The organism is Meiothermus sp. (assembly GCF_026004115.1).
GTDB lineage: Bacteria > Deinococcota > Deinococci > Deinococcales > Thermaceae > Meiothermus.
Genome location: NZ_BPIM01000001.1, coordinates 2,181,827 through 2,200,779 on the forward strand (window position 1 = coordinate 2,181,827; position 18,953 = coordinate 2,200,779).

18 protein-coding genes are annotated in these 18,953 nt (G+C 60.1%); 6 read left to right on the forward strand and 12 right to left on the reverse strand.

The window, feature by feature from the left end; translation table 11 throughout:
• The first annotated feature begins 38 nt into the window (after positions 1–38).
• On the forward strand, positions 39–1,889 hold the full coding sequence (locus Q0X23_RS10615) for a S9 family peptidase (protein WP_297860258.1): 1,851 nt from the start codon (positions 39–41) through the stop codon (positions 1,887–1,889).
• 447 nt (positions 1,890–2,336) lie between these two features.
• Here Q0X23_RS10615 and Q0X23_RS10620 read toward each other — a convergent pair whose 3' ends face one another.
• The 7 genes from Q0X23_RS10620 to Q0X23_RS10650 form a co-directional block, all read right to left on the reverse strand.
• Positions 2,337–2,630 carry a DUF3467 domain-containing protein gene (locus Q0X23_RS10620; RefSeq protein ID WP_297860259.1) on the reverse strand — a complete coding sequence of 98 codons (294 nt, stop codon included), beginning with the start codon at positions 2,628–2,630 and terminating at the stop codon, positions 2,337–2,339.
• A complete protein-coding gene (locus Q0X23_RS10625; protein WP_297860260.1) occupies positions 2,627–2,980 on the reverse strand; it encodes a roadblock/LC7 domain-containing protein in 354 nt (117 codons plus the stop codon). Before Q0X23_RS10625 ends, Q0X23_RS10620 begins: the two co-directional genes overlap by 4 nt.
• Positions 2,981–2,990: 10 nt before the next feature.
• Positions 2,991–3,323, reverse strand: coding sequence for a roadblock/LC7 domain-containing protein (locus tag Q0X23_RS10630; protein WP_297860261.1), 333 nt, complete (start codon positions 3,321–3,323; stop codon positions 2,991–2,993).
• 249 nt (positions 3,324–3,572) lie between these two features.
• Positions 3,573–4,160, reverse strand: coding sequence for a recombination mediator RecR (gene recR, locus Q0X23_RS10635; protein WP_297860262.1), 588 nt, complete (start codon positions 4,158–4,160; stop codon positions 3,573–3,575).
• 61 nt (positions 4,161–4,221) lie between these two features.
• A complete protein-coding gene (locus Q0X23_RS10640; protein WP_297860263.1) occupies positions 4,222–4,536 on the reverse strand; it encodes a YbaB/EbfC family nucleoid-associated protein in 315 nt (104 codons plus the stop codon).
• Between the two features lie 54 nt (positions 4,537–4,590).
• Entirely contained in the window at positions 4,591–5,805 is a 1,215-nt protein-coding gene (locus Q0X23_RS10645; protein WP_297860264.1) for an MFS transporter, read from the reverse strand.
• A 516-nt stretch (positions 5,806–6,321) separates the two neighbouring features.
• Positions 6,322–8,121: a hypothetical protein gene (locus Q0X23_RS10650; protein ID WP_297860265.1), complete on the reverse strand. Its 1,800-nt coding sequence runs from the start codon at positions 8,119–8,121 to the stop codon at positions 6,322–6,324.
• A 22-nt stretch (positions 8,122–8,143) separates the two neighbouring features.
• On the opposite strand from Q0X23_RS10650, the gene Q0X23_RS10655 reads away from it, so the two are divergent.
• The 5 genes from Q0X23_RS10655 to Q0X23_RS10675 all read left to right on the forward strand — a co-directional run bounded on the left by Q0X23_RS10655 (position 8,144) and on the right by Q0X23_RS10675 (position 13,689).
• Entirely contained in the window at positions 8,144–8,902 is a 759-nt protein-coding gene (locus tag Q0X23_RS10655; protein ID WP_297860266.1) for a PP2C family serine/threonine-protein phosphatase, read from the forward strand.
• Positions 8,899–10,923 (forward strand): protein kinase, encoded by a 2,025-nt coding sequence (locus tag Q0X23_RS10660; protein ID WP_297860267.1) that lies wholly within the window; start codon positions 8,899–8,901, stop codon positions 10,921–10,923. Before Q0X23_RS10655 ends, Q0X23_RS10660 begins: the two co-directional genes overlap by 4 nt.
• Before the next feature lie 69 nt (positions 10,924–10,992).
• Positions 10,993–11,499, forward strand: coding sequence for a peroxiredoxin (locus Q0X23_RS10665; RefSeq protein WP_297860268.1), 507 nt, complete (start codon positions 10,993–10,995; stop codon positions 11,497–11,499).
• A 48-nt stretch (positions 11,500–11,547) separates the two neighbouring features.
• Positions 11,548–12,045 (forward strand): peroxiredoxin, encoded by a 498-nt coding sequence (locus Q0X23_RS10670; protein ID WP_297860269.1) that lies wholly within the window; start codon positions 11,548–11,550, stop codon positions 12,043–12,045.
• Positions 12,046–12,168: 123 nt separating this feature from the next.
• Entirely contained in the window at positions 12,169–13,689 is a 1,521-nt protein-coding gene (locus Q0X23_RS10675; RefSeq protein WP_297860270.1) for an NAD(P)/FAD-dependent oxidoreductase, read from the forward strand.
• A 69-nt stretch (positions 13,690–13,758) separates the two neighbouring features.
• Here the strand turns inward: Q0X23_RS10675 and Q0X23_RS10680 are convergent, their stop codons facing one another.
• The 5 genes from Q0X23_RS10680 to Q0X23_RS10700 all read right to left on the reverse strand — a co-directional run bounded on the left by Q0X23_RS10680 (position 13,759) and on the right by Q0X23_RS10700 (position 18,890).
• The gene (locus Q0X23_RS10680) at positions 13,759–15,516 is read right to left on the reverse strand and encodes a penicillin-binding transpeptidase domain-containing protein (RefSeq protein WP_374707458.1); all 1,758 of its coding nucleotides are present in this window, start codon (positions 15,514–15,516) and stop codon (positions 13,759–13,761) included.
• Positions 15,517–15,525: 9 nt separating this feature from the next.
• Complete coding sequence (mreD, locus tag Q0X23_RS10685) at positions 15,526–16,002, reverse strand: rod shape-determining protein MreD (RefSeq protein ID WP_297860271.1); 477 nt, start codon at positions 16,000–16,002, stop codon at positions 15,526–15,528.
• A gap of 147 nt (positions 16,003–16,149) precedes the next feature.
• A complete protein-coding gene (gene mreC, locus Q0X23_RS10690) occupies positions 16,150–16,941 on the reverse strand; it encodes a rod shape-determining protein MreC (RefSeq protein ID WP_297860272.1) in 792 nt (263 codons plus the stop codon).
• A 152-nt stretch (positions 16,942–17,093) separates the two neighbouring features.
• A complete protein-coding gene (locus Q0X23_RS10695; RefSeq protein ID WP_297860273.1) occupies positions 17,094–17,855 on the reverse strand; it encodes a sulfite exporter TauE/SafE family protein in 762 nt (253 codons plus the stop codon).
• A 36-nt stretch (positions 17,856–17,891) separates the two neighbouring features.
• Positions 17,892–18,890, reverse strand: coding sequence for a dipeptidase (locus tag Q0X23_RS10700; protein WP_297860274.1), 999 nt, complete (start codon positions 18,888–18,890; stop codon positions 17,892–17,894).
• Positions 18,891–18,953: the final 63 nt, after the last annotated feature.

The following is an 18,953-nucleotide window of genomic DNA, read 5'->3' on the forward strand; positions in this document are numbered from 1 at the left end:
TACCTGTGCCTGACCCGTCGGTCAGGTAAAGTATGGGGGTGACAACCGACCTGCTGTATCAACTCCGCTTCTTGTCCGACCTGACCGAAGGCCCTGGTGGCAAACCCCTTTTTGTTTACACCGACATCGAGCGACCCGAAAAAGAGCCCCCTCGCTACCGCTCCCGCCTGGCCATGTGGGATGGGGAGATGCATTTGCTAACACAGGGCGAGGCCAAATCGCCCTTCTGGCGGGGGCGCTACATTTATTTCACCCGCAAGGTAGACAAGGCACCGCAACTTTTTCGCTTGCCCCTTTCGGGTGGCGAGGCCGAGCAGATCACACAGTTCAAAGCTGGCATAGAGGGTTACAAGGTGAGCCCCGATGGCAGCCGGATCGCCCTGCTAACCCGAGGCGACTACGAGCCCCCCAAACCCGACGAACCCCGCACATACGAAACCTGGCCGGTCAAATTCGATGCTAGGGGTTTGTTGCCGGGGCAGCCCAGGGAACTCTGGCTGTGGGAAAACGCAACCGCCAGGCCGCTGGTCAAACTCGCTCAGGACGTCGAAGAGGTGGTTTGGAACGCGGTGGGCAACGGGTTATACTTCACCGCTTCGGGTTCGCCCCAGGAACGCTGGGGCTGGATTCAGCGGGCTTATCACGTAGGGTTGGACGGGCATATAGATGAGCTGTTTGGAGGGGTGGGGCCTATCGGCGGCCTCGAGCCCACCCCGGACGGCGGGCTGGTCTACCTGGCCCATGCCTGGGAACGGGGGGGTGGTACGGAGTCCAGGCTCTATTACCGGGGGCTGGACGGAAATATTCGCTTGCTGGCCCAGGGTTCTTTCCTTAACTCGGTGAACTCAGATATGCGTATCGGCGCCGGCGTACAAACCCCCAGGGTGGGGCCCGATGGTCGGGTTTACGTGGTGGTCACCCACCAGGGTTCGGCCCGCCTGCTGGCGGTGACCTTGGGGGGAGAGGTGCGGTTCTTCAGCCCGCAGGAGTTCAACATCCTGGGCTTTGCCTTTTGTGGCAACGACCTTTACACCCTCTCGGAAAATTTCACCCACGGCGCTCGCCTGACCCGCCGGGGAGAGGTACTCTTCGACCCCAATGCCGGTGTGTTGCCCGAACTGCCCACCCCCCAAGAGGTGCGCTACGAGGCACCCGAGGGTCATACCGTGCAGGGCTGGGTGTTGCTGCCCGAAGGCGAGGGCCCCCATCCCGTTGTTCTCTACATTCACGGCGGCCCCCACACCGCTTTTGGCAATGCCCTGATGTTGCAGTTGCAGCTCTTCCGGGCCGCTGGCATTGCCGTGGCCTACTGCAACCCCAGGGGTTCGACGGGCTACGGTCAGGACTATGTGGAGCTGGATAAGCGCTGGGGCGATATTGACGAAAAAGACTTATTGGGCTTTTTGGATCATGTGCTGGCGCAGTTTCCCCTGGATTCCCGCCGGATTGGGGTGGCGGGGGGCTCGTATGGCGGCTTTATGACCAACTGGCTTACCGCCCGGCACCCAGCCCGATTCAAAGCCGCCGTGACCGACCGAAGCATCTGCAACTGGACGAGCTTTTATGGGGCCTCCGATATCGGGCCGCGCTTTACCTATCTGCAACTGGGGGCCAGACCCTGGGAGAACCCCGAGGTGCTGTGGCAAAAAAGCCCGCTCTCGCTGGCGCACCAGGTACAAACCCCCACCCTGGTGGTGCACTCTGAACAAGACCACCGTTGCCCCATAGATCAGGGCGAGACCTGGTATACGGTCTTGCTGCAAAAAGGGGTGCCCACCCGGTTTTTCCGAGTGCCCGAGGAGGGCCACGAACTGAGTCGGGCGGGTCGCCCTGACCGCCGCATTGCGCGTCTAAATGCTTATCTGGAGTGGTTTAAGGTGCATTTGTAAAGGGCTCTGAAAGGAACATCAAGGTTCTCAGGGCGGTTTCAGGTAATGACCTTGGGGTGAGGAGAGCGCTACTATCATCCGGGGGGTGAGGGGGAGGCCGCTGCGCGGCTACCCTGGGCTTGCTATCCCTATATCCATCGGATCAAATCGCAAACCGCTCTATACTGGGTTCAAAAAGATAGTCTTCAAAACCCACGACCCCCAGAGGCTATCTTTTTGAATACTGGAGCACACCCCTCCCGAACGGTCGATGAAGAAGGCGTCACCCTTTTCAAAGAGCCGTATCGCCCTCCGCTACGCGGGTAGCCTCAGTCGGGTTAGTTCGTCACCAAATGGCGGACGAACCCGCCGCATCTGGTTTTACCTTGATACGCTTAGGGGCCTGGGTCCACACAAAACCAACAGAAGTGTTGGAATCTTCCCACCTCTTCTGTGAACCCCCAGGGCTCAAGCTTTGGAAGTGTCCACGGCCTCGGGGATGACCCCGAAGGTTTCCTCGTAGCGCTGGATGTTCTCGGCCAAGCTACGCAGCAGCGCTTTGGCGTGCTGGGGACTGGTGATCACTCTGCTGGTGACCACAGCCACGACCTGATTGGGTTGTCCGCCGGGTTGCATCAAGGCGAAGTCGAGGTAGAACTCGTTTTTTTGGTGCGAGAAGATGGCGAAATTGGCATACTTGCCAAGGGCGGTTTCGCGGTCAATATCTACACGTAGCTCGGGTACTTGTGAAACCTCACTCACGATAAAGCCTCCTGGAGGCGTGGGACACTCTTTTTCAGCTGGAAGCGCACCCGGCCCAGGCTTTGCATGGAATCCATCAGCACAACCAGCAAGTACCCAGCCTCGAGCGGAACCAGCAGCACTGGCCCCTCGGGGTACTCTACCATGACCTCTTCGACCTCGCCGCGACCAAGTTCTTGGGATAGAGCCCGCGCAGAGGCCAGCGCCGTAGAAGCTGCACCCCCTAGAAAATCCACATCCGGGGCTTGCTCGGCACGGAGACTCTCGACCACAAAGCCATCCTCGGCTACCAGCGCCGAGGCCAACACGCCTTTGGTGACTTGCAACTCACCAAGCACTTCTTGAATCATAGATTGACTCCTAGATTGTTTGCGCCAGGCGCAGGGCTAGACGTGAAAGCTCGTTGCCGATGCTCTTGCGATCCGCGCCCTTCTCAACCACTGCTCCCAGAAAATAGCCACCAAATACCACCACCAGCACCTCCCGGTGTTCAGTAGCGATGGTGAAGCGCCGTAAGTCTCCTCCCAGGCTCTTGGCCAGAGTGCGGCTGGCTCTGGCGAGGGTGGCCAGCTCGGCAGCCAACAGCTCGGGCTCTGGAGTTTCCTTGCCTGCGCTTTCGATCACCAGCCCGTCCTGACTGGTTAGGATGGCCTGGCGGACTCCCAGTGGTACGAGGGTCTCGAGCATTTTCATGCGCTGCCCCCACAATCGTCCCAACCCATACGGATTTTAGCCTAGCATAGCCCCCGCCAGGGTTCTGCCCATTTGCACAGAAAAGCGTTATGTGGCGAGGGCACTTGAATGAGAAACCTTCCGAGCACCAGCAGCTTCTTTCCTGACCGCAAGCAGGCAGTCCAAAGCGATGTCCACCCAGTTTTGTCCTCCGACTTGGCCACGGCTTTATCTCTGGGATGCGCACATGGGAGATTACCGCTGGACGGGCTACTGATAGCCGCGGCGGTTCTCCAGTGCCCGGGCCAGGGTCACTTCGTCGGCGTACTCGAGGCTCCCTCCGACCGGCAGGCCATAGGCCAGTCGGGTCGAGCGGACGTGTTGCTGGTTCAGGCGCTCGGCCAGATAACCGGCGGTGGCCTCGCCCTCGACGGTCATGCCGGTGGCCAGAATGACTTCAGCCACACCCTCCAGCCGAGAAAAGAGCTTTTCCAGATAAAGTTGCTCGGGCCCAATTCCCTCCAGGGGGTTGAGCGCGCCGCCCAGCACGTGATAAAGGCCGTTGTACTCGCCGCTACGCTCGATGGCCATGAGGTCGGAGATGGTCTCGACCACACAGATCACCGTCTTGTCACGCTCGGGGTCGGCACAGATGGGGCACAATGCGCCTTCGGCCAGATTGCCGCATACCGGGCATGGGTGCAGGGCCTGGGCTGCTTCCAGGCTGCCAAGCAACTCTGCCGACATATCGGGGTTTTGCACCAAAAACAACCCCAGCTTCTGGGCGCTTTTGGGGCCCACCCCCGGCAGGCCAGCCAGGGCCCGCACTAGTTTGAGGAGTCGCTCAGGGTAGCGCATAACAAGGCCGATAGCCGATAGCCTTTAGCCATTTGCTACTGGCTATAAGCTACCAGCCAGCTTAGAACATCCCCCCCAGCATGTTGCCGATGCCGCCGAGTTCCCGGCTCATCTCTTTTTCTGAAAGGTCGTGGGCCTTTTTTTGGGCATCCTGGACAGCCACTAGGAGCAGGTCTTCGAGGGCCTCGAGGTCGTCCTTGTCCACGGCTTCGGGTTTGAGCTTGACCCCCACAATTTGCCCGTGACCGTTGGCCGTGACCTCGACCAGGCCCCCGCCAGCGCTGCCCACCACCATCATGCCGCCCAGCCTCTCCTGTACCTCGGCAGCTTTTTTCTGGGCTTTTTGGGCCTCTTTCATGATTTTCTGGATGTTCATCTATGCCTCCACAACAACATCCACCATTATGGCATCAAGCAGCGCCCCATACCATCACCCCGGTCTGGCTTCACTGGGCTGGCGCGGGATGCCACCCCATAAAAACACCGTAAAGACCGCCAAAAATACCGCGAAACCAGACATGTACAGCACCGTCAGTACCCCCAGCCGTGGCTCCAGAACCCCGGCCAGAAAGGTGCCGATCAAGACCGCACTTTGCATGGTGGCTCCAAAAGCCGCCATGATGCGACCCCGCAGCTCGGGCGGTGCGGCCAGTTGAATAATGGAGCGGGCCGGTACGATAAACATGGTGTTCAGGATGCCCAGCGCAACCATGGCAACCCCGGCCCAGACTGGAAAAGGAAACAAGCCGGTGGAGGCTAAAAAGAGTCCCCATGTTCCCAGCCCCAGCAGGAACACCGTCTCGCGGGATAGGCGTTTAATTAGAGGTATGGTCACAAACAAGCCCATAATGGCCCCTCCGGCCATCAGGCCCTCGAGCACCCCAAACCCCTGTACCCCAATTTTGAGGGCGCCCACCGCATATACAATCCCCAGGGCTGCCTCTACCGAGCCAAAAGCAGCGGCCAGGGCCAATATTCCAATGGTTCGGCTGAGGGTGGGGTTTTGCCACAGCGGGCGCAGGCCTTCGGCCACGGCGGCAAAGTAGTTGCTCTTGCCCGCCTTGCCAGGAAGCGGGGGTAGAAGGGCCAGCAACACAGCGGCAATCAGGTAAGACGTAGCATCTATCCAGAAGGCCGGGGCTGGCCCCACATTTGCGACCAGCACCCCTGCCAGGGCCACAAAGGCCACATCGGCGAAGCGGCTGACAAAAGTCATCAGGCCGTTGGCCCCATCGAGTGCTGATTCGGGCACCATGTCGGGAATGGCGCTGTTGCTGGCTGAGTAATGCAGCGACTCAAAAACGGCCATCAGAAAGGCAATAACCATCAAGAAGGGCATCGAGCCAATAGCAAAAAGCGGTATGCAGGCGACCAGAAGAGCTCGAACCAGGTCGGATAGAACCATTAGGGTACGGCGGTCGTAGCGGTCGGACAGGGGCCCCAACAGCGGCCCCAGCACTGCGCTGGCCAAAAACTGTGCGCCCAGAATCAGGGAGACCCAGACAGCATTCTGGGTTTCCTGATAGGCCACAAACAGCAAAGCGATGCGATGAATCTTGCTGCCAACCAGCGATATCAGGCTGGATATAAACAGCCAGCGAAATCCTATATGTTGTAATGCGCTCCACATAAGTTGCTCAATCATACATTGTCAATCTTTTATCGTAAATATAAACCGAGTACAGTCTTATAATGATAAGTGCGCTCAAGCAGCTTCCCGCTTTGCTGGTGCGTCGTATTGCAGTTCAGGGCGGTTTGCGATTTGATTCGAGGTACATGCGAGTGGCAAATCGCTTCCCAGATGATGTTAGCGCTTACCTCACCCCAAGGTTATTTCCTTCAGACCGCCCTTATGCAGTCCATATCGCTTTATCGACCATTTGTGGGCAGCGTGCACTGAATTGCCAGCGATTGAGTTTGGCAGCATTTATGCATCTTCACGTTGGAATCTACCATATGCGATCCAGAGCCGGGTCTAATACCAGATTCGGTTAGTTCGTCACTGTTGAGTGACGAACTAACCCGACTGAAAGGAGTGCTCTAGGATTCAAAAAGATAGCCTCTGGGGGGATCTTTGGTTTGGATGATTATCTTTTTGAATCCGGTATTATGAGATGCAGCATGCTGGTAAACGTTGAGCGGTCGAGTTCGGCAATGAGCCTCAAGAAACGGCCTGGCTCTGAGGTTGAATGATGACCAGGCTATGGGCTACCCGTGCCCCTTCACGTGCCAGCACCAACCCTCCCTCGGGCACCATCCAGATCATCAAATCCTGTAGTTTGCGAGGTACCAGCCCGGTAGAAGAGACATACACGGCATCATCCTGGTAGCGCAGCGAAAGCACAGCGCTACCTGCCTTGACTGTGCTGGGGCTGTCACCCACAGTCGTGGAGCCTACATCCTCTCCCAGGGTATCGCGGGAGGGGGGGCTAAAGCCCAGCCATTCGGAAAGCTCGAGCCGCAAGACCTGGGCGTAACTTTCTAGCTCGAGCGCCCGCGCCACTTCGGCTAGATAGGCTGTCCAGCTCGAGTTCCTTTCAATGCGGCCCTTGACTACCTCGAGGCCCTTGCGGGCAAAGTCCTGGAGATTGTCTATGGGGGCTTCGCCGTATTTGCCAGCCGATTCGGGGCTGAACAGGGCATAGTTGACCTCGCCCTTGAACCGGGCTGAAAGTGCCCGTAGCAAGCGCAGGTAGGCAAAGTGGTTTTCCGGCCACATCAGGAAGGTCATCACCCGCCCTTCGGCCAGGAGGTTGGAAAGGGTGGCCGCCTCGCGGGGTTCGATGCGCAAATGCAGGTAGTCCTGATAGCGGATTACATGTAGCTCGGCATCCGGAAGGGTCAAGCTGAAAGTTGCGCCTTCTTCGATCATTCGCTCTTGTCCACCCACACTCAGGCCAAAGAGTTTGCCTGCCTGCGAGATGCCAATTTCGTGGTTCCAGAAGTAAAAGCGTTGCGGCATCAGGCGCAGACTAAGGGCCCTGGCATCGTGGGGAACGGCCTGGAGTCCATACTCCGGGCTCTGGCTGCCCAGAATTTTGGGGGGGATATGCGGCCAACTGGCCTCGCCCCTGGGGCTGGGCAGGTAGCGGGAGAGCAGGGTGGTCAGGCGTTCGATGGCCGCTGAAAAACGCCCCCGGTCGTCCTCCATGACCAAGGACATCCGGCGCTCCTCGGCAGCGGCGGCCTGGAGACGCTCCTCCAGGGCCCGAATTTCCCCAATGCTCAGGTTCTGGCGGTGGGCCTCCTCGAGCGCCCGGCGCAGGGTCTCGAGACTGGGCCCCCGAATGCTGGTGCGGAGCGAACCTTCGCTTTCCAGCACTCGCCGGGCAAAGCGCCTTATGTAAGGCACGGTTTCTTCCGGCGGCAGTTTGAGCTTACTTGAAAGGGCAAAGGCCTCACGGAACAGCTCCATCAGCATGTTTTTGGCAACGACGGGGTCCTCCAGATGTACCCTGGGATCGGAGACGCTGGGAATGGGGTGGGCCAGCACAAAGCGCGAGAGGTTGTAGTCCTGAGCAAACTGGGGGCTTTTGGAATAGGCCTCGAGGTTTTGCAGGATCGCATAGGTCATGCGCAGCTCGTCCCGCTTGCCATGATTGAACGACTTGGCGGTACGCAGGAGGTCGCGCTCGAGCCGGCTCCAGTACACGGCCTCGGCCAGCTTTTCCAGGGCCTCGCGCTCGGGGCTGGCCGCAGGGCTGTCCTCTTCAACCAGGATGGTGCCCAGATCGGGGGTGCTGCCCTCGTCCACGGCGGTCTTGTAACCGGGCCGGTGGGCTTTGAAACGTGCATCTATATCGCGAAACTTCTTAGCCAGCGGGCCCGGCAGGTTGGACTGGATTAAAGTCTGGCGCAGACGGGTCAGGCCCGCCATCCCCCCTTTGGGTTCGGTGCCCGCTACAAGGTCGTCTACCTTGTATTCATATAGCTCGAGTAATTCAACCAGGCCTGCCTTCATTCAGACGGTATTATAAGGTGTCATGCGATTGGCACGGCTTGAAATTGCCACAGAATCCAATATTGGTCGTCGTCGTAGAAACAACGAGGACTTTCACCGCGTTGCCGTACACCCGACCCCCGCCGGCAACCTGGTCTTGCTGGCCGTGGCCGATGGTATGGGGGGGGCCGAAGCGGGTGAGCTGGCCAGCAAGCTGGCTATTGAAGGCGTTAGCTCCGCCGCCAAATCCTACGCCGAACACGCCGCTACGGGTCGCCCTGGGGTGGGGCTCAACCTGGTCATGGACAAGGCCTTCAAACTATCCCAGCGGCGGATCGTACAAGAAGGCGAGCGGGTGCCTTCACGCAAGGGCATGGGCACCACCCTCACCGCCGTCATGCTGACCGAATGGAACCGGCAAGCCGTGATTGGGCACGTGGGCGATACCCGCGCCTACCGCTACTCCTCGGGCCGCTGGACGATGTTGACCCAGGATCACTCCTGGGTGGCCCAGCAGGTGCGCCAGGGGGTACTCACCGCCGACCAGGCCGAAGACCACCCCTGGAAGCACATGTTGACCCAAGCCCTGGGGCTGTCCGATGTCCGGCACGACATTATCTCGGTGAACTTTGCTCCTGGCGAGGTGCTGGTGCTGGCCACCGATGGACTCTATGGCCTGGTGCCCCCGGAAGAATGGAACATTACCGGCGATTTGCAGTCGGCTCTCGAGAGCTGGGTCAGCAAGGCTTTGGTGCGTGGTGGAACAGACAACATCACGGTGGTTGCTGCGAGGTTCAAATGAGCTACCTGATTGCTTTGTTGCTGGTCGGCATCTCCGCCGCTCTGATCTTGCGCGTAGGACGTACCTGGATGATGCTGGCATTGGTAGCGCTGGTGCTGGGTGGATTGGTGGTGCTGGGGGCTCAGCCCCTGGTGCTGGCTACGGCCCTGTTGTTGGGCCTGGCTTCGATGTGGGCTCCTAAATCCACCCGGGTGGCCTTCAAACCCCGCCCCAAGCCCGCACCCCGACCCCCCAAGACCAAGCCCAACCCCAAGGTATCGCTCGGGAACAGCGTCACTGGCCTCGAGGCCCTCTACGATATCCAGGAAAAGGTCGGCATCGGTGGTATGGCCACGGTTTACAAGGGTCGCAGCAAAAAAGATGGCCGTCTGATTGCCCTCAAAATTCCCCAGGAAAAATACATTGGCGACCCCCGGTTTGTACGACGCTTCCACCGCGAGGCCGAACTGCTGGCCCACCTCGACCATCCGGGCATCGTAAAGGTGTATGACCACGGCAACCAGGGCGATACCCACTACATCGCCATGGAATTTCTCGATGGTGAGGGGCTGGATCGCTTGATCGAAAACAAGCGCCTGGGGATCAGGAGCATCGTGGAAGTGATGAGCCGGGTAGCCGAGGCCCTCCAGCACATTCACGCGCAGGGCATCATTCACCGCGACATCAAGCCCGGCAACATCATGGTGCTCAAGAATGCCGTGCGTGACGATGGCAGCGTGGATCCTCGGGGGGTGCGCCTGATGGACTTCGGGATTGCCGCCGGTAAGGTGCTGACCCGCCTGACCATCACCGGGGCCCGCATCGGTACCCCGGTCTACATGAGCCCCGAACAGGCCAAGGGCCAGCGCATCGATCACAAGTCCGACATTTACAGCTTTGGGGTGGTGTTCTACGAAGCCCTGTGCGGTCAACCCCCCTTCCAGGGGGCCTACGAGGCGGTCATCCATCAACAGATTACCCAGATGCCCACCCCGCCCAAGCAGGTTAACCCGGATATTCCGCAGGTGCTCTCCGATCTGGTCTACCGCATGCTGGAAAAAGACCCGGAAAAACGCCCTGGTCTGGAGGCAGTGCTGGAAGTGTTGCGCGGTAAGTGGCAGGAAGACCCGGGTCTTACTGCCCCCCTCTACCTGGCCCTGGCCGTGGAGACCAAGAAGGGCACCCTGCGCCTGATGGACCTGAATGGCACCCTGATGCGGATGTGGAGTGGGGTGGGCAGCGGGCGGGGTATGTTCCCCTCGCCCCCGCTCTCCATTTCGGTGGATAAAGACGGCGGCTTCTGGATTAGCCTGTTCGAGTATGGCGGTGGTGCGGTACGGTTGGTACACCGCTTCGATGTGGAGGGTGAGATCACCCACTCGATTGCGCCCTATGGGATGAAGCTGGGTGAACTGCTTTATCCCATCTCGCTGGCGGCGGTGCCCGATGGCCTGCTGGTGCTGGATGGTGAGGCCTGTACCATTACCCGCTTCGACCTGGAAGGTAACCCCGTGGCCCGCTTTGGGGGTTCTGGGCAGGGCCGGGGCACCTTCGAATCGCCCCGGGCCATGCTGGCCAGCCGCAACTATATTTTCGTCCTCGACTACGGCAATCGCCAGGTACAGCGCCTGGATCATAGCGGACAGTACGTTTCGCGCTACGCCTTTCGCAAAAGCCGGGAGTCGCAAGAACTGCGGCTGCTGGGTGGCCTGGGCCTGACCCCCGACGACCAGCTTTTGATTTACGACGCGGACAGCCAGAAAATTCGCAAACTCTCGCTCGAGGGCGAAGTCTTGCTCTCGCTGCCGCTGCCAGTGGCCGATGGCGAAGACCCCACCAGCCAGGTGGAGATGGTGGTACTGGACGATACCATCTACGCCATCCGCCGGGGCGGCACCAGGATTCACCGGGTCAAGCTAAGCGGTCAGTCTCTTCCGAGCCTGGAAGTCTATGCCCCTTTACGGGGTATCGCCTTTTGGCACAATACCCAGAAAGCCAAGGTCAATGCGCCCATAGACCTCTCGGCCCAGGCCTTTGATTGAGAAATCTGCAAGCGGCTAATTTTGCCCTGACCCACACCCGGGGTTTGCTAAAAACGCCATACTGGGCACATGAAGTTGAAGACCGGTGACCCAGCTCCACTGATCCGGGTGCAGGATGCTTTTGGCAAAACCATAGACCTGGCCGAACTGGTGCAGCAGGGGCGCTACATTGTACTATGGTTTTACCCTAAAGCCAGTTCCCCGGGCTGTACGGCCCAGGGGAAACAGTACGCCGAACTGTACGAAACCTTCAGGCAGCTTGGTGCAGAGGTGTTTGGTGTAAGTGCCGACCCGGCTTCGGCCCAGTGCAGCTTTATTGACCAACTGGCGCTCAAAGGCGGCATGATTCCCGACCGGTCTGGCTCTTTGGGGCGTGCGTTTGGGGTGGGGGGGTGGCTCGGTTTTGGTCTGCTGCTGGGCATGTACAACCGCGACACCATCCTGATCAACCCCCAGGGCCGGATCGAAAAAATCTGGCGCAACGTCAACCCCTTCCAAGACGCCAAGGTGGTGCTGCAATACCTGAAGTCGAAAGCGGGCGCTGCTCTTGCCCAGCCCGGACTTAACCAAACTTGAAGCCTGGCCCACAGCAACCCCTGGTCTGGTGCGGGCACACTCTAGGGTATGAAACTTTTGTGGTTTTTGCTTTTGCTGCTGGCCCCGGTGCTGGCGTTGGCTCCCGGTGACCCGGTGTCCTTGCCCAAAGTGCAGGACTCCTTTGGTAAGCCTGTAGACCTGGCGGCTACGGCCAGGGAGGGGAAATATCTGTTGTTCTGGTTTTATCCTAAGGCCAGCTCGCCCGGTTGCACCGCCCAGGGCAAGCGCTATGCCGAGCTTTATGGCGAGTTCGAGAAGCTGGGTGTGGAAATTTTCGGGGTAAGTGCCGACCCTGCCGCCGACCAGTGCGCCTTCATCGAGCAGATGGCACTCAAAGGGGCCATGCTGCCCGACCGGGATGGCACCCTGGCCAGGCTCTTCAAGGTGGGTGGGATTTTTGGCTTCTACAACCGCGACACCATTTTGGTTAACCCCAGGGGCCGCATCGAGCGCATCTGGCGCAACGTGAATCCCTTCCGCGACCCCGATACGGTGCTGGCGTACGTGCGTGAACTGAAGCGGTGAGTTTTACTTTTGCTGTCTGAGTGTCCGAATGCACACTCTTGAGCTAATGCCTTATTCAAAAAGGCAAGAGACTGTAACCATTCCGCAAGTCTTTGTTCGCCTGGAATCGCAAAATAACAGTTGATGAAAGTAGTGGTGATCGGTGCGGGGGTCGGGGGTCTTACTACCGCCGCTTTGTTGGCGCAGGCGGGCCTCGAGGTTACCGTGCTCGAGCACCACACTTACCCCGGCGGCTCGGCAGGCACCTTCTGGCACCAGGGTTTTCGCTTCGATGCAGGTGCAACCTTGCTGGCCGGTTTTGATGAGGCGGGGGTTTTTACCCGACTGGAGCGCCAGTTGGGCGTTCGTTTTCCTGTGCGCAAGCTGGCCCCGGGCGAACCTTTGATGGAGGTCTGGCTGCCGGATGGCCGGGTCGTGACCCGTCCGGTGGGTCGGGCCCACGAGTTGGAAGCACAGCGGGAGGCATTTGGCAAAACCGTGCTGCGGTTCTGGACCTGGCAAGAAAGGCGGGCTCATGCCCTGTGGAAACTGGCCCAGGGTTTGCCGTTTCCACCGGCCGACTTGCTCGAGTTGCGGCGTATGGTGCAGCAGGGGCTGCCCTGGGCACTGGAGCACCTGGCCGATTTACCGGGAATTCTGGCCGATTTGCTGCGCCGCACGGGGGCCCATGCGCCCTCTCATCCGTCATTCAGGCGCTTTCTGGATGCCCAGCTTCTGATTGCCTCTCAAACCGATGCCCAGGGCACCTACGCGCTGTTTGGAGCGGCGGCCCTGGATCTGCCCCACCGGGGCCCGGCCATGCCTATGGGGGGGATGGGCGCTGTGCCCGAGACCCTGGCCGAGGCCGTACGCCAGCACGGGGGTCGGGTGCTTTACCGCCACCGGGTGGAAAAACTGGAGGTTCAGAAGGGACGGGTTGTGGCCGTGGAAGTTGCGCTGGGTGGGAAGCGACGCGGGGAGCGAGAGGTGCTCGAGGCCGACCTCTTCATCGCCAACCTGACCCCCGGCGACCTGGCGGCCCTCATCCCCGGCGGCTCCCAGCAGAACCCACCAGCCGATGGCTGGGGGGCCTTCATGCTGCACGCTGTGGTGCCCGAGGACGTGGTTCCACCGGGCGCCCCCTACCGGCAGTGGGCGGGGGAAGGCGATTGGACGTTTGTGAGCCTGGCGGATGCCGGTGATCCTTTGCGCGGCCCGGCGGGTTTGCGGGTGTTATCGGCCTCGGTGCATACCCGGCTGGTCGAGTGGCGGGGCTTATCCAAAGAAGCCTATCAGGCCCAGAAACAAGTTTGGCAGAAACGGGTTTTGCGACAGGTAGAGCGGCTGATCCCCGGCTTCCTGGAGTCGGCAGTGCTTGTGCTGGGTGGAACCCCTCGCACCTATCACTTTTACACCCGCCGACGGGACGGCTGGGTGGGGGGGTATCCACAGGTACACCCCTTCCGCACCCCCAGCCCCAGAACGCCCTACTCCAACCTGTGGCGGGTAGGGGAGACCATCTTTCCCGGGCAGTCAGTGCCGGCGGTGGCGCTGGGGGGCGAGCGGGTGGCGGCGCTGGTTCTGACCCGACTGGGGGTAATACCAGATTCGGTTAGTTCGTCACCGCAGGGTGACGAACTAACCCGACCGAAGGGAGTGCTCTAGGATTCAAAAAGACAACCTCTGGGGTTTTTGGTTTTGTAAACTGTCTTTTTGAATCCGGTATAACCCAGCCTAGCGGGCCGCGAAACTCTGCCCCACTTTCCAGTAAGCAGCCATGACCTTGCGCACAGCGGGCAGGGCTACCCCACTGCCCTCGCCTCCGTTCTCGAAGAAGGCCACTACCACCAGCGGGGGCCGGGGGTCACTGGGGTCTACCGGGCCGTAGCCCATATACCAGGCGTGCTCGAGGCCGGGGGTGAGTGTTTCGTTCTGGGCAGTACCGGTCTTGCCTGCGGTGGCTACGGGAAAATTGCCCAGCACATGCCGCGCGGTACCCCAGGTGACGGTTTTGCGCAGTCCTTCCTGTAGTTCATTCCAGTAGCGCCCCGGCACAAAAGTAGTGGGCCGCCTTACCTCTTGATTACCAATCCGGCGAACCAGGTGTAGCTCAGGTTGCTGACCGCTCTGGGCAATGGTAGCGAGCATACGGGCAATCTGAACAGGGGTGGCCTTGTTGTATCCCTGCCCGATGGCAATCGAAAGGGTCTCGCCCGGCCACCAGCGGGGGTCTTTAGGAATGTTCTGGCGCTTCCATTGCAGGGTGGGCACAATGCCGGTTTGCTCGCCGATTTCCAGCCCGGTCGAGCGGCCTACCCCCAGTTCCAGCGCCCGCTTGTGGAGTTTGTCCACCATGCCGATGGGGTCGAGCATGGCCACCTGGTAGTACCAGGTGTTGCAGCTTTGTGCGATGGCTTCCTTGACGGTCATCATGCCCATGTCCACCCGGGCCCAGTTGCGGCGAATGCCGCCAAAAACGATGTAGGGGCTACAGCGGAAAGCGGTGTTGCTGGTGACATAGCCGCTTTCCAGGGCCAGGCTCGAGGTCGCCAGTTTGTAGGTAGAGCCCGGTGGATAGGCATTCACCGCCCGGTTCAGGGTAGGCCGGTCTTTGTCGGCAAACAGTTCGCGGATTTTGTCGTTGGGGCGCGGTCTGCGGCCAAACAGGTTGGGGTCGAAGGCGGGGGCAGTGGCCATGGCCAGTACCTCGCCGTTGCGCGGGTCGAGGGCCACGATGGCCCCCTTGGCCTGGCGGGCCAGCGGAAGCCCATTGCGAAGGCGGATGCGGTTGATGTCCTCCACCCCCTCCCGTAGCGCCTGCTCGGCAGCCCGTTGCAGGTTCAGGTCGAGGGTCAGGTACACATCGGTGCCGGCCTGCGGTTCTTTGAGTTCCTCGTAGCGCACCCGCTGGCCCCGGGCATTCACCTCGGCCAGCACCACACCCTTGATGCCCTTGAGCTGGGCTTCCAGGGCCGCCTCGAGGCCCGCCGCTCCCACCAGTTCCTCGGGGTCGTAGCCCTCCTGGAGCTGTTCCTGGGTGGGCAGCGCAGTATATCCAATCACCGGCCCCGCGATGGGGTTGGGGTAAACCCGCTCGATACGCTCCAGAAGCTTCAGATTGGGTTCCCCGGCGGCCAGCTCGGCCAGGGTGGGAATCAGTACCTCTGGAATATTGACCATCAGCTCCTGCGGCTCCCGCTCCACCTTGGGCAGTTCCTTGAGCCCGGCCAGCGCCAGAATGCGCTCCTTGAAATGTACTTCCCCACCCAAATAAATCAAATCCACCGCCAGTCGGTTGGTGGCGATTACCTGCCCGTTTCGATCCAGAATGCGCCCCCTGGGGGCTAGCGAGGTTTCGGTACGAAGGTAGTTGCCCTGGCTGCGGGTGGCATACTGCTCGTACTGCACCACCTGTAACTGCCACAGCCGCCCCACAAACAGCATCAGTATGAGGTAGAAAAGCCCCAGCAGGATCCAGACACGGCTGTTCACGCGGTACTCCTATTTGCTGCGAACTGCAAAAAGCTGCTGAGAGAGTCGGATAACGAAAGGCGCGATCAGAAGGGTCAGCAGCATCTCCGGTAGAATAACCGACCACAGCGTGAGAGGATTGAAGTTGGAGAGCCGCAACCAGTAGGCTACCAGCAAGATACCCAACCACTTGGCTACGAAGCTGCCCCCCAGAATGACGACCTGCCCGGCCAACTCGTCCCAATGTACCAGCCGCGAAAGACGGTAGTAAGCATAGGCGGCAAATAGCAGTCCCACCGCATGCAATCCTGGATACCCTGCCGAAAGCAGGTCTTGCAGCAACCCTAGGGCAAAGGCCAGAGGCAAGCCCACATAAGGCGATATTGAAGCCACCAGTAACAGGGTGGCCAGATAAATCAAATCGGGGGGTGTAAAGCTATCGCCCAGCAACCCAGAAACAAAGCCCTGGAGGAGAAAAGCCGAAACTGCAATTAGAATAATTCGCATAGCTGGGAAAGGGCTGATCCAGTCGATACACGGATGACGATGAAAAGTGGGTTCACCGATCGCATTTGCGTTCCTTTTGGGTCTTTCCCGACAGCCCAAAGCTGTCGCTATAACCCTTGCTGTGCCAAGGTCTGTGAGGCTTTGTGTTCATAGCGGCTTGAGCACCTGCACTTCTTCCAACAGTGAGAGCTGCACGGCGGGCCGTACCATCAGGACCTTTTTTAGGGCACCGGGCGAAATGGGCAGCACCTGTTCGACGGTGCCCACGGTAATACCGGCAGGGTAAAGTCCTTGCAATGCGCCCGACACCACCTTGTCGCCAGGTTTGACGCTGGCTTCGGGAGCAATCTCAACCCGCAGCATGCTTGGGGGGGCACCATAAGCAATACCACGCCCTGGGGCGCCTGCGAGCCGTACCCCCACCCGCGATTCGGGGTCGAGCACCGTGCGAACCACGGCATTGTTTGGTGTGACCTCGGTGATGATCCCTACCAGTCCGCTGGCGGTCGTGACAGGCATGCCGACCCGCAGACCCTGGGCTGAACCGGCGCCCAGATAAAGCCTGCGATAAAGCCCCGAGGGATCATCGTCAATCACCGGCGCAACCGCTACCACGCCCAAACCTTGCACAGTCTGTACCCGCAGGGTGGCCTGAAGCTTGCGGTTTTCCAGCGTCAGGCGCTGGTTTTCTTGCTGGAGTTGTTGCAACTCGGCTTGCATCTTACGTTGTTCGGCCCGCAGGTCACGGCGGTCAAAAATAGCAGCCAGGCTGGCCTTGACATTCTGGCCCAGGCGAAAGGAATAGCCAAACAAAGGGGCAGTGCGGGCGGCAAACTCACCTGGCAAGGTGGGGGCCGATTGCCGGGTGAGGGTTGCCAACAAGACCCCCAGCAACAATAAGCCGACCAGCAAAGCCCTGCGAATCGCGGTATCGCTCATAATCTAGCGCCTGATCGAAGAATGCAGAAAGTGATGGTGGACTGCCTAAAAAAACTCAAAAAAATCAACTCCCAAACAAGAGTCTAGCGTATATGGTAACTGTTGTCTCACGGCGGGCCGCATTACGCAGAGCACCAGCACGTGAGTCGAGATTATTCAACTATCGGCTTAGGTTTGGCGCCGATGTAGCGTGTGGCCGTCCAGATCAACACCACTGCAAATACTAACCGTAGCCAGAATTCAGGTAGCTGGTTGGCCACCAGACCCCCCGCAAAAGCCCCAAGCAAAATGCCCACCACCAGCCCCGGCACATACTCCTGGGCCAGGTTGCCGTGGCGGTAGTGCGTATAAGACCCAACCAGGGCCGAGGGAATCATGGCCAGCAGGGAGGTACCCTGGGCAGTGTGCTGCTCGAGGCCCACCAGCAAAACCATAATGGGCACCGTGATGGTGCCGCCCCCCACCCCCAGCAGGCCCGAGGCAAAGCCCGCAGCCGCCCCCGTAAAGATGAGAGGAATAATCCGCAGCCAGCCTTGCAGGGGCTCCTCGACATGCGGAATATAGGGCTTAAGCAGCAGGCTCAGGGCTACTACCACCAGGTACCAGCCAAAGACCCGCTTAAGTCTCCATTCCGGCAACTGGTTGGCGTAGCGCGCGCCCCAGTTGGCCGTGACCATAGCGCTGGGGAAAATCAGCAAGGCTGCCAGCCAGTCCACCGTGCCCTGGGTGGCATAGGTGAGGGCCCCGGCCAGGCCGGTAAATACCACCATAACCAGGCTGGTGGCCACGGCTCGGTGCTGGGTTAGCTTAAGAAAGGTGGCCATCAACGGAACCGCTACAATGCCCCCGCCCAGACCTACCAACCCCCCAAAGGCCCCCGCTACCAGTCCGATCCACAGGCTAGAAAGATTCACAGCCCCCGTTATACCACGGCTTGTCAGATTTTAGATTCAAAATGGCAAGACGCCTTGCAACCAACGCAGCCAGTTCTGGCCCAGCACCCCTTGTCGGAAAGGTGCGGGAACCAGTTCACCGACTTTGTGCAGGTCGGCCGGCTGGTTAAGGCCCTCGGGGTTTTCGTGCAGACCAAAACCGCCATCGAAGTCGGAGCCGATGCCCACCTTGTCCCAGCCAACCAAGGCAGCGGTGTGGGCCATGTGCCGTCCGACGACGTCCAGCTTCACCCGCTCGGTGCCCCGCTGCCAGGTGTGATCCAGGAAAAACCCAAACAAGACCGTGCCAATTACCCCGCCCCGCTGCCCGATGGCCCGGATCATGGCATCGCTCAGGTGGCGGTTGGCAAAAGGGGGCTCTTCGCCCCCCAGCAAGGCCCGAGGGTTGCTGTGGGTAGCGCAAACTGACCCCTCAAATACCTCTAGGGCCTGCCAGAGGGCCTGTTCGTCCATGTGGGAGAAGTCCAGGGCCAGGCGGTTCTCGTCCATGGCGTGCATCAGTTCGAATCCCAGCTCGCTCAGGCCGCCGGGTTCACGGGTGCCGCCCGAGTAGCGGGTGCGGTTCCAGGCAGGGCCGATGAGCCGCACCCCCTGGGCCTTCCAGAACCCCACCTCGCCTGGTTCGCGGATGCACTCGGCGCCCTCGATCAGGATGACCAGGGCGGTCACGCGGTCCTCCGGCCACAACGCCAGATGCCTTTGCAGGCTGGCCTGGTCGCGCAGAATGCGAATCCACCCCTGTTCTTCCCAGCGCAGATACACCTCGAGTTGCCGCAGGGCATGCTGGTGAGCACTCTCTGGGTCGGTGTACTTGCGCGGATCCACCCAGAGGGTGGCGAAACAGATGCCGACCTGGCCTTCCCGTAAGGCTGGCAGGGTCACGACCGGCACATCGGGATGGGTGTCCTGTTGGCGCAGCTCCGCCAGCGGCAGGGTGAGGTTGCGCCCCAGGTCTACTACGTTGTGGGCCAGGTCGAGATGGGCGTCTACGATCATGGCCCACATACTATTCAAACTGGTGACATATTCCCAGGCCTGGGGTTGTGCGGGCTTTGCGCG

Coding starts and splice junctions, on each gene's coding strand:
- Q0X23_RS10640 (WP_297860263.1), bottom strand. CDS start 4,536: ATGAACATCCAGAAAATCATGAAAGAGGCCCAAAAAGCCCAGAAAAAA.
- Q0X23_RS10645 (WP_297860264.1), bottom strand. CDS start 5,805: ATGATTGAGCAACTTATGTGGAGCGCATTACAACATATAGGATTTCGC.
- Q0X23_RS10675 (WP_297860270.1), top strand. CDS start 12,169: ATGAAAGTAGTGGTGATCGGTGCGGGGGTCGGGGGTCTTACTACCGCC.
- Q0X23_RS10660 (WP_297860267.1), top strand. CDS start 8,899: ATGAGCTACCTGATTGCTTTGTTGCTGGTCGGCATCTCCGCCGCTCTG.
- Q0X23_RS10630 (WP_297860261.1), bottom strand. CDS start 3,323: ATGAAAATGCTCGAGACCCTCGTACCACTGGGAGTCCGCCAGGCCATC.
- Q0X23_RS10670 (WP_297860269.1), top strand. CDS start 11,548: ATGAAACTTTTGTGGTTTTTGCTTTTGCTGCTGGCCCCGGTGCTGGCG.
- recR (WP_297860262.1), bottom strand. CDS start 4,160: ATGCGCTACCCTGAGCGACTCCTCAAACTAGTGCGGGCCCTGGCTGGC.
- Q0X23_RS10700 (WP_297860274.1), bottom strand. CDS start 18,890: ATGATCGTAGACGCCCATCTCGACCTGGCCCACAACGTAGTAGACCTG.
- Q0X23_RS10655 (WP_297860266.1), top strand. CDS start 8,144: ATGCGATTGGCACGGCTTGAAATTGCCACAGAATCCAATATTGGTCGT.
- mreD (WP_297860271.1), bottom strand. CDS start 16,002: ATGCGAATTATTCTAATTGCAGTTTCGGCTTTTCTCCTCCAGGGCTTT.
- Q0X23_RS10650 (WP_297860265.1), bottom strand. CDS start 8,121: ATGAAGGCAGGCCTGGTTGAATTACTCGAGCTATATGAATACAAGGTA.
- mreC (WP_297860272.1), bottom strand. CDS start 16,941: ATGAGCGATACCGCGATTCGCAGGGCTTTGCTGGTCGGCTTATTGTTG.
- Q0X23_RS10625 (WP_297860260.1), bottom strand. CDS start 2,980: ATGATTCAAGAAGTGCTTGGTGAGTTGCAAGTCACCAAAGGCGTGTTG.
- Q0X23_RS10665 (WP_297860268.1), top strand. CDS start 10,993: ATGAAGTTGAAGACCGGTGACCCAGCTCCACTGATCCGGGTGCAGGAT.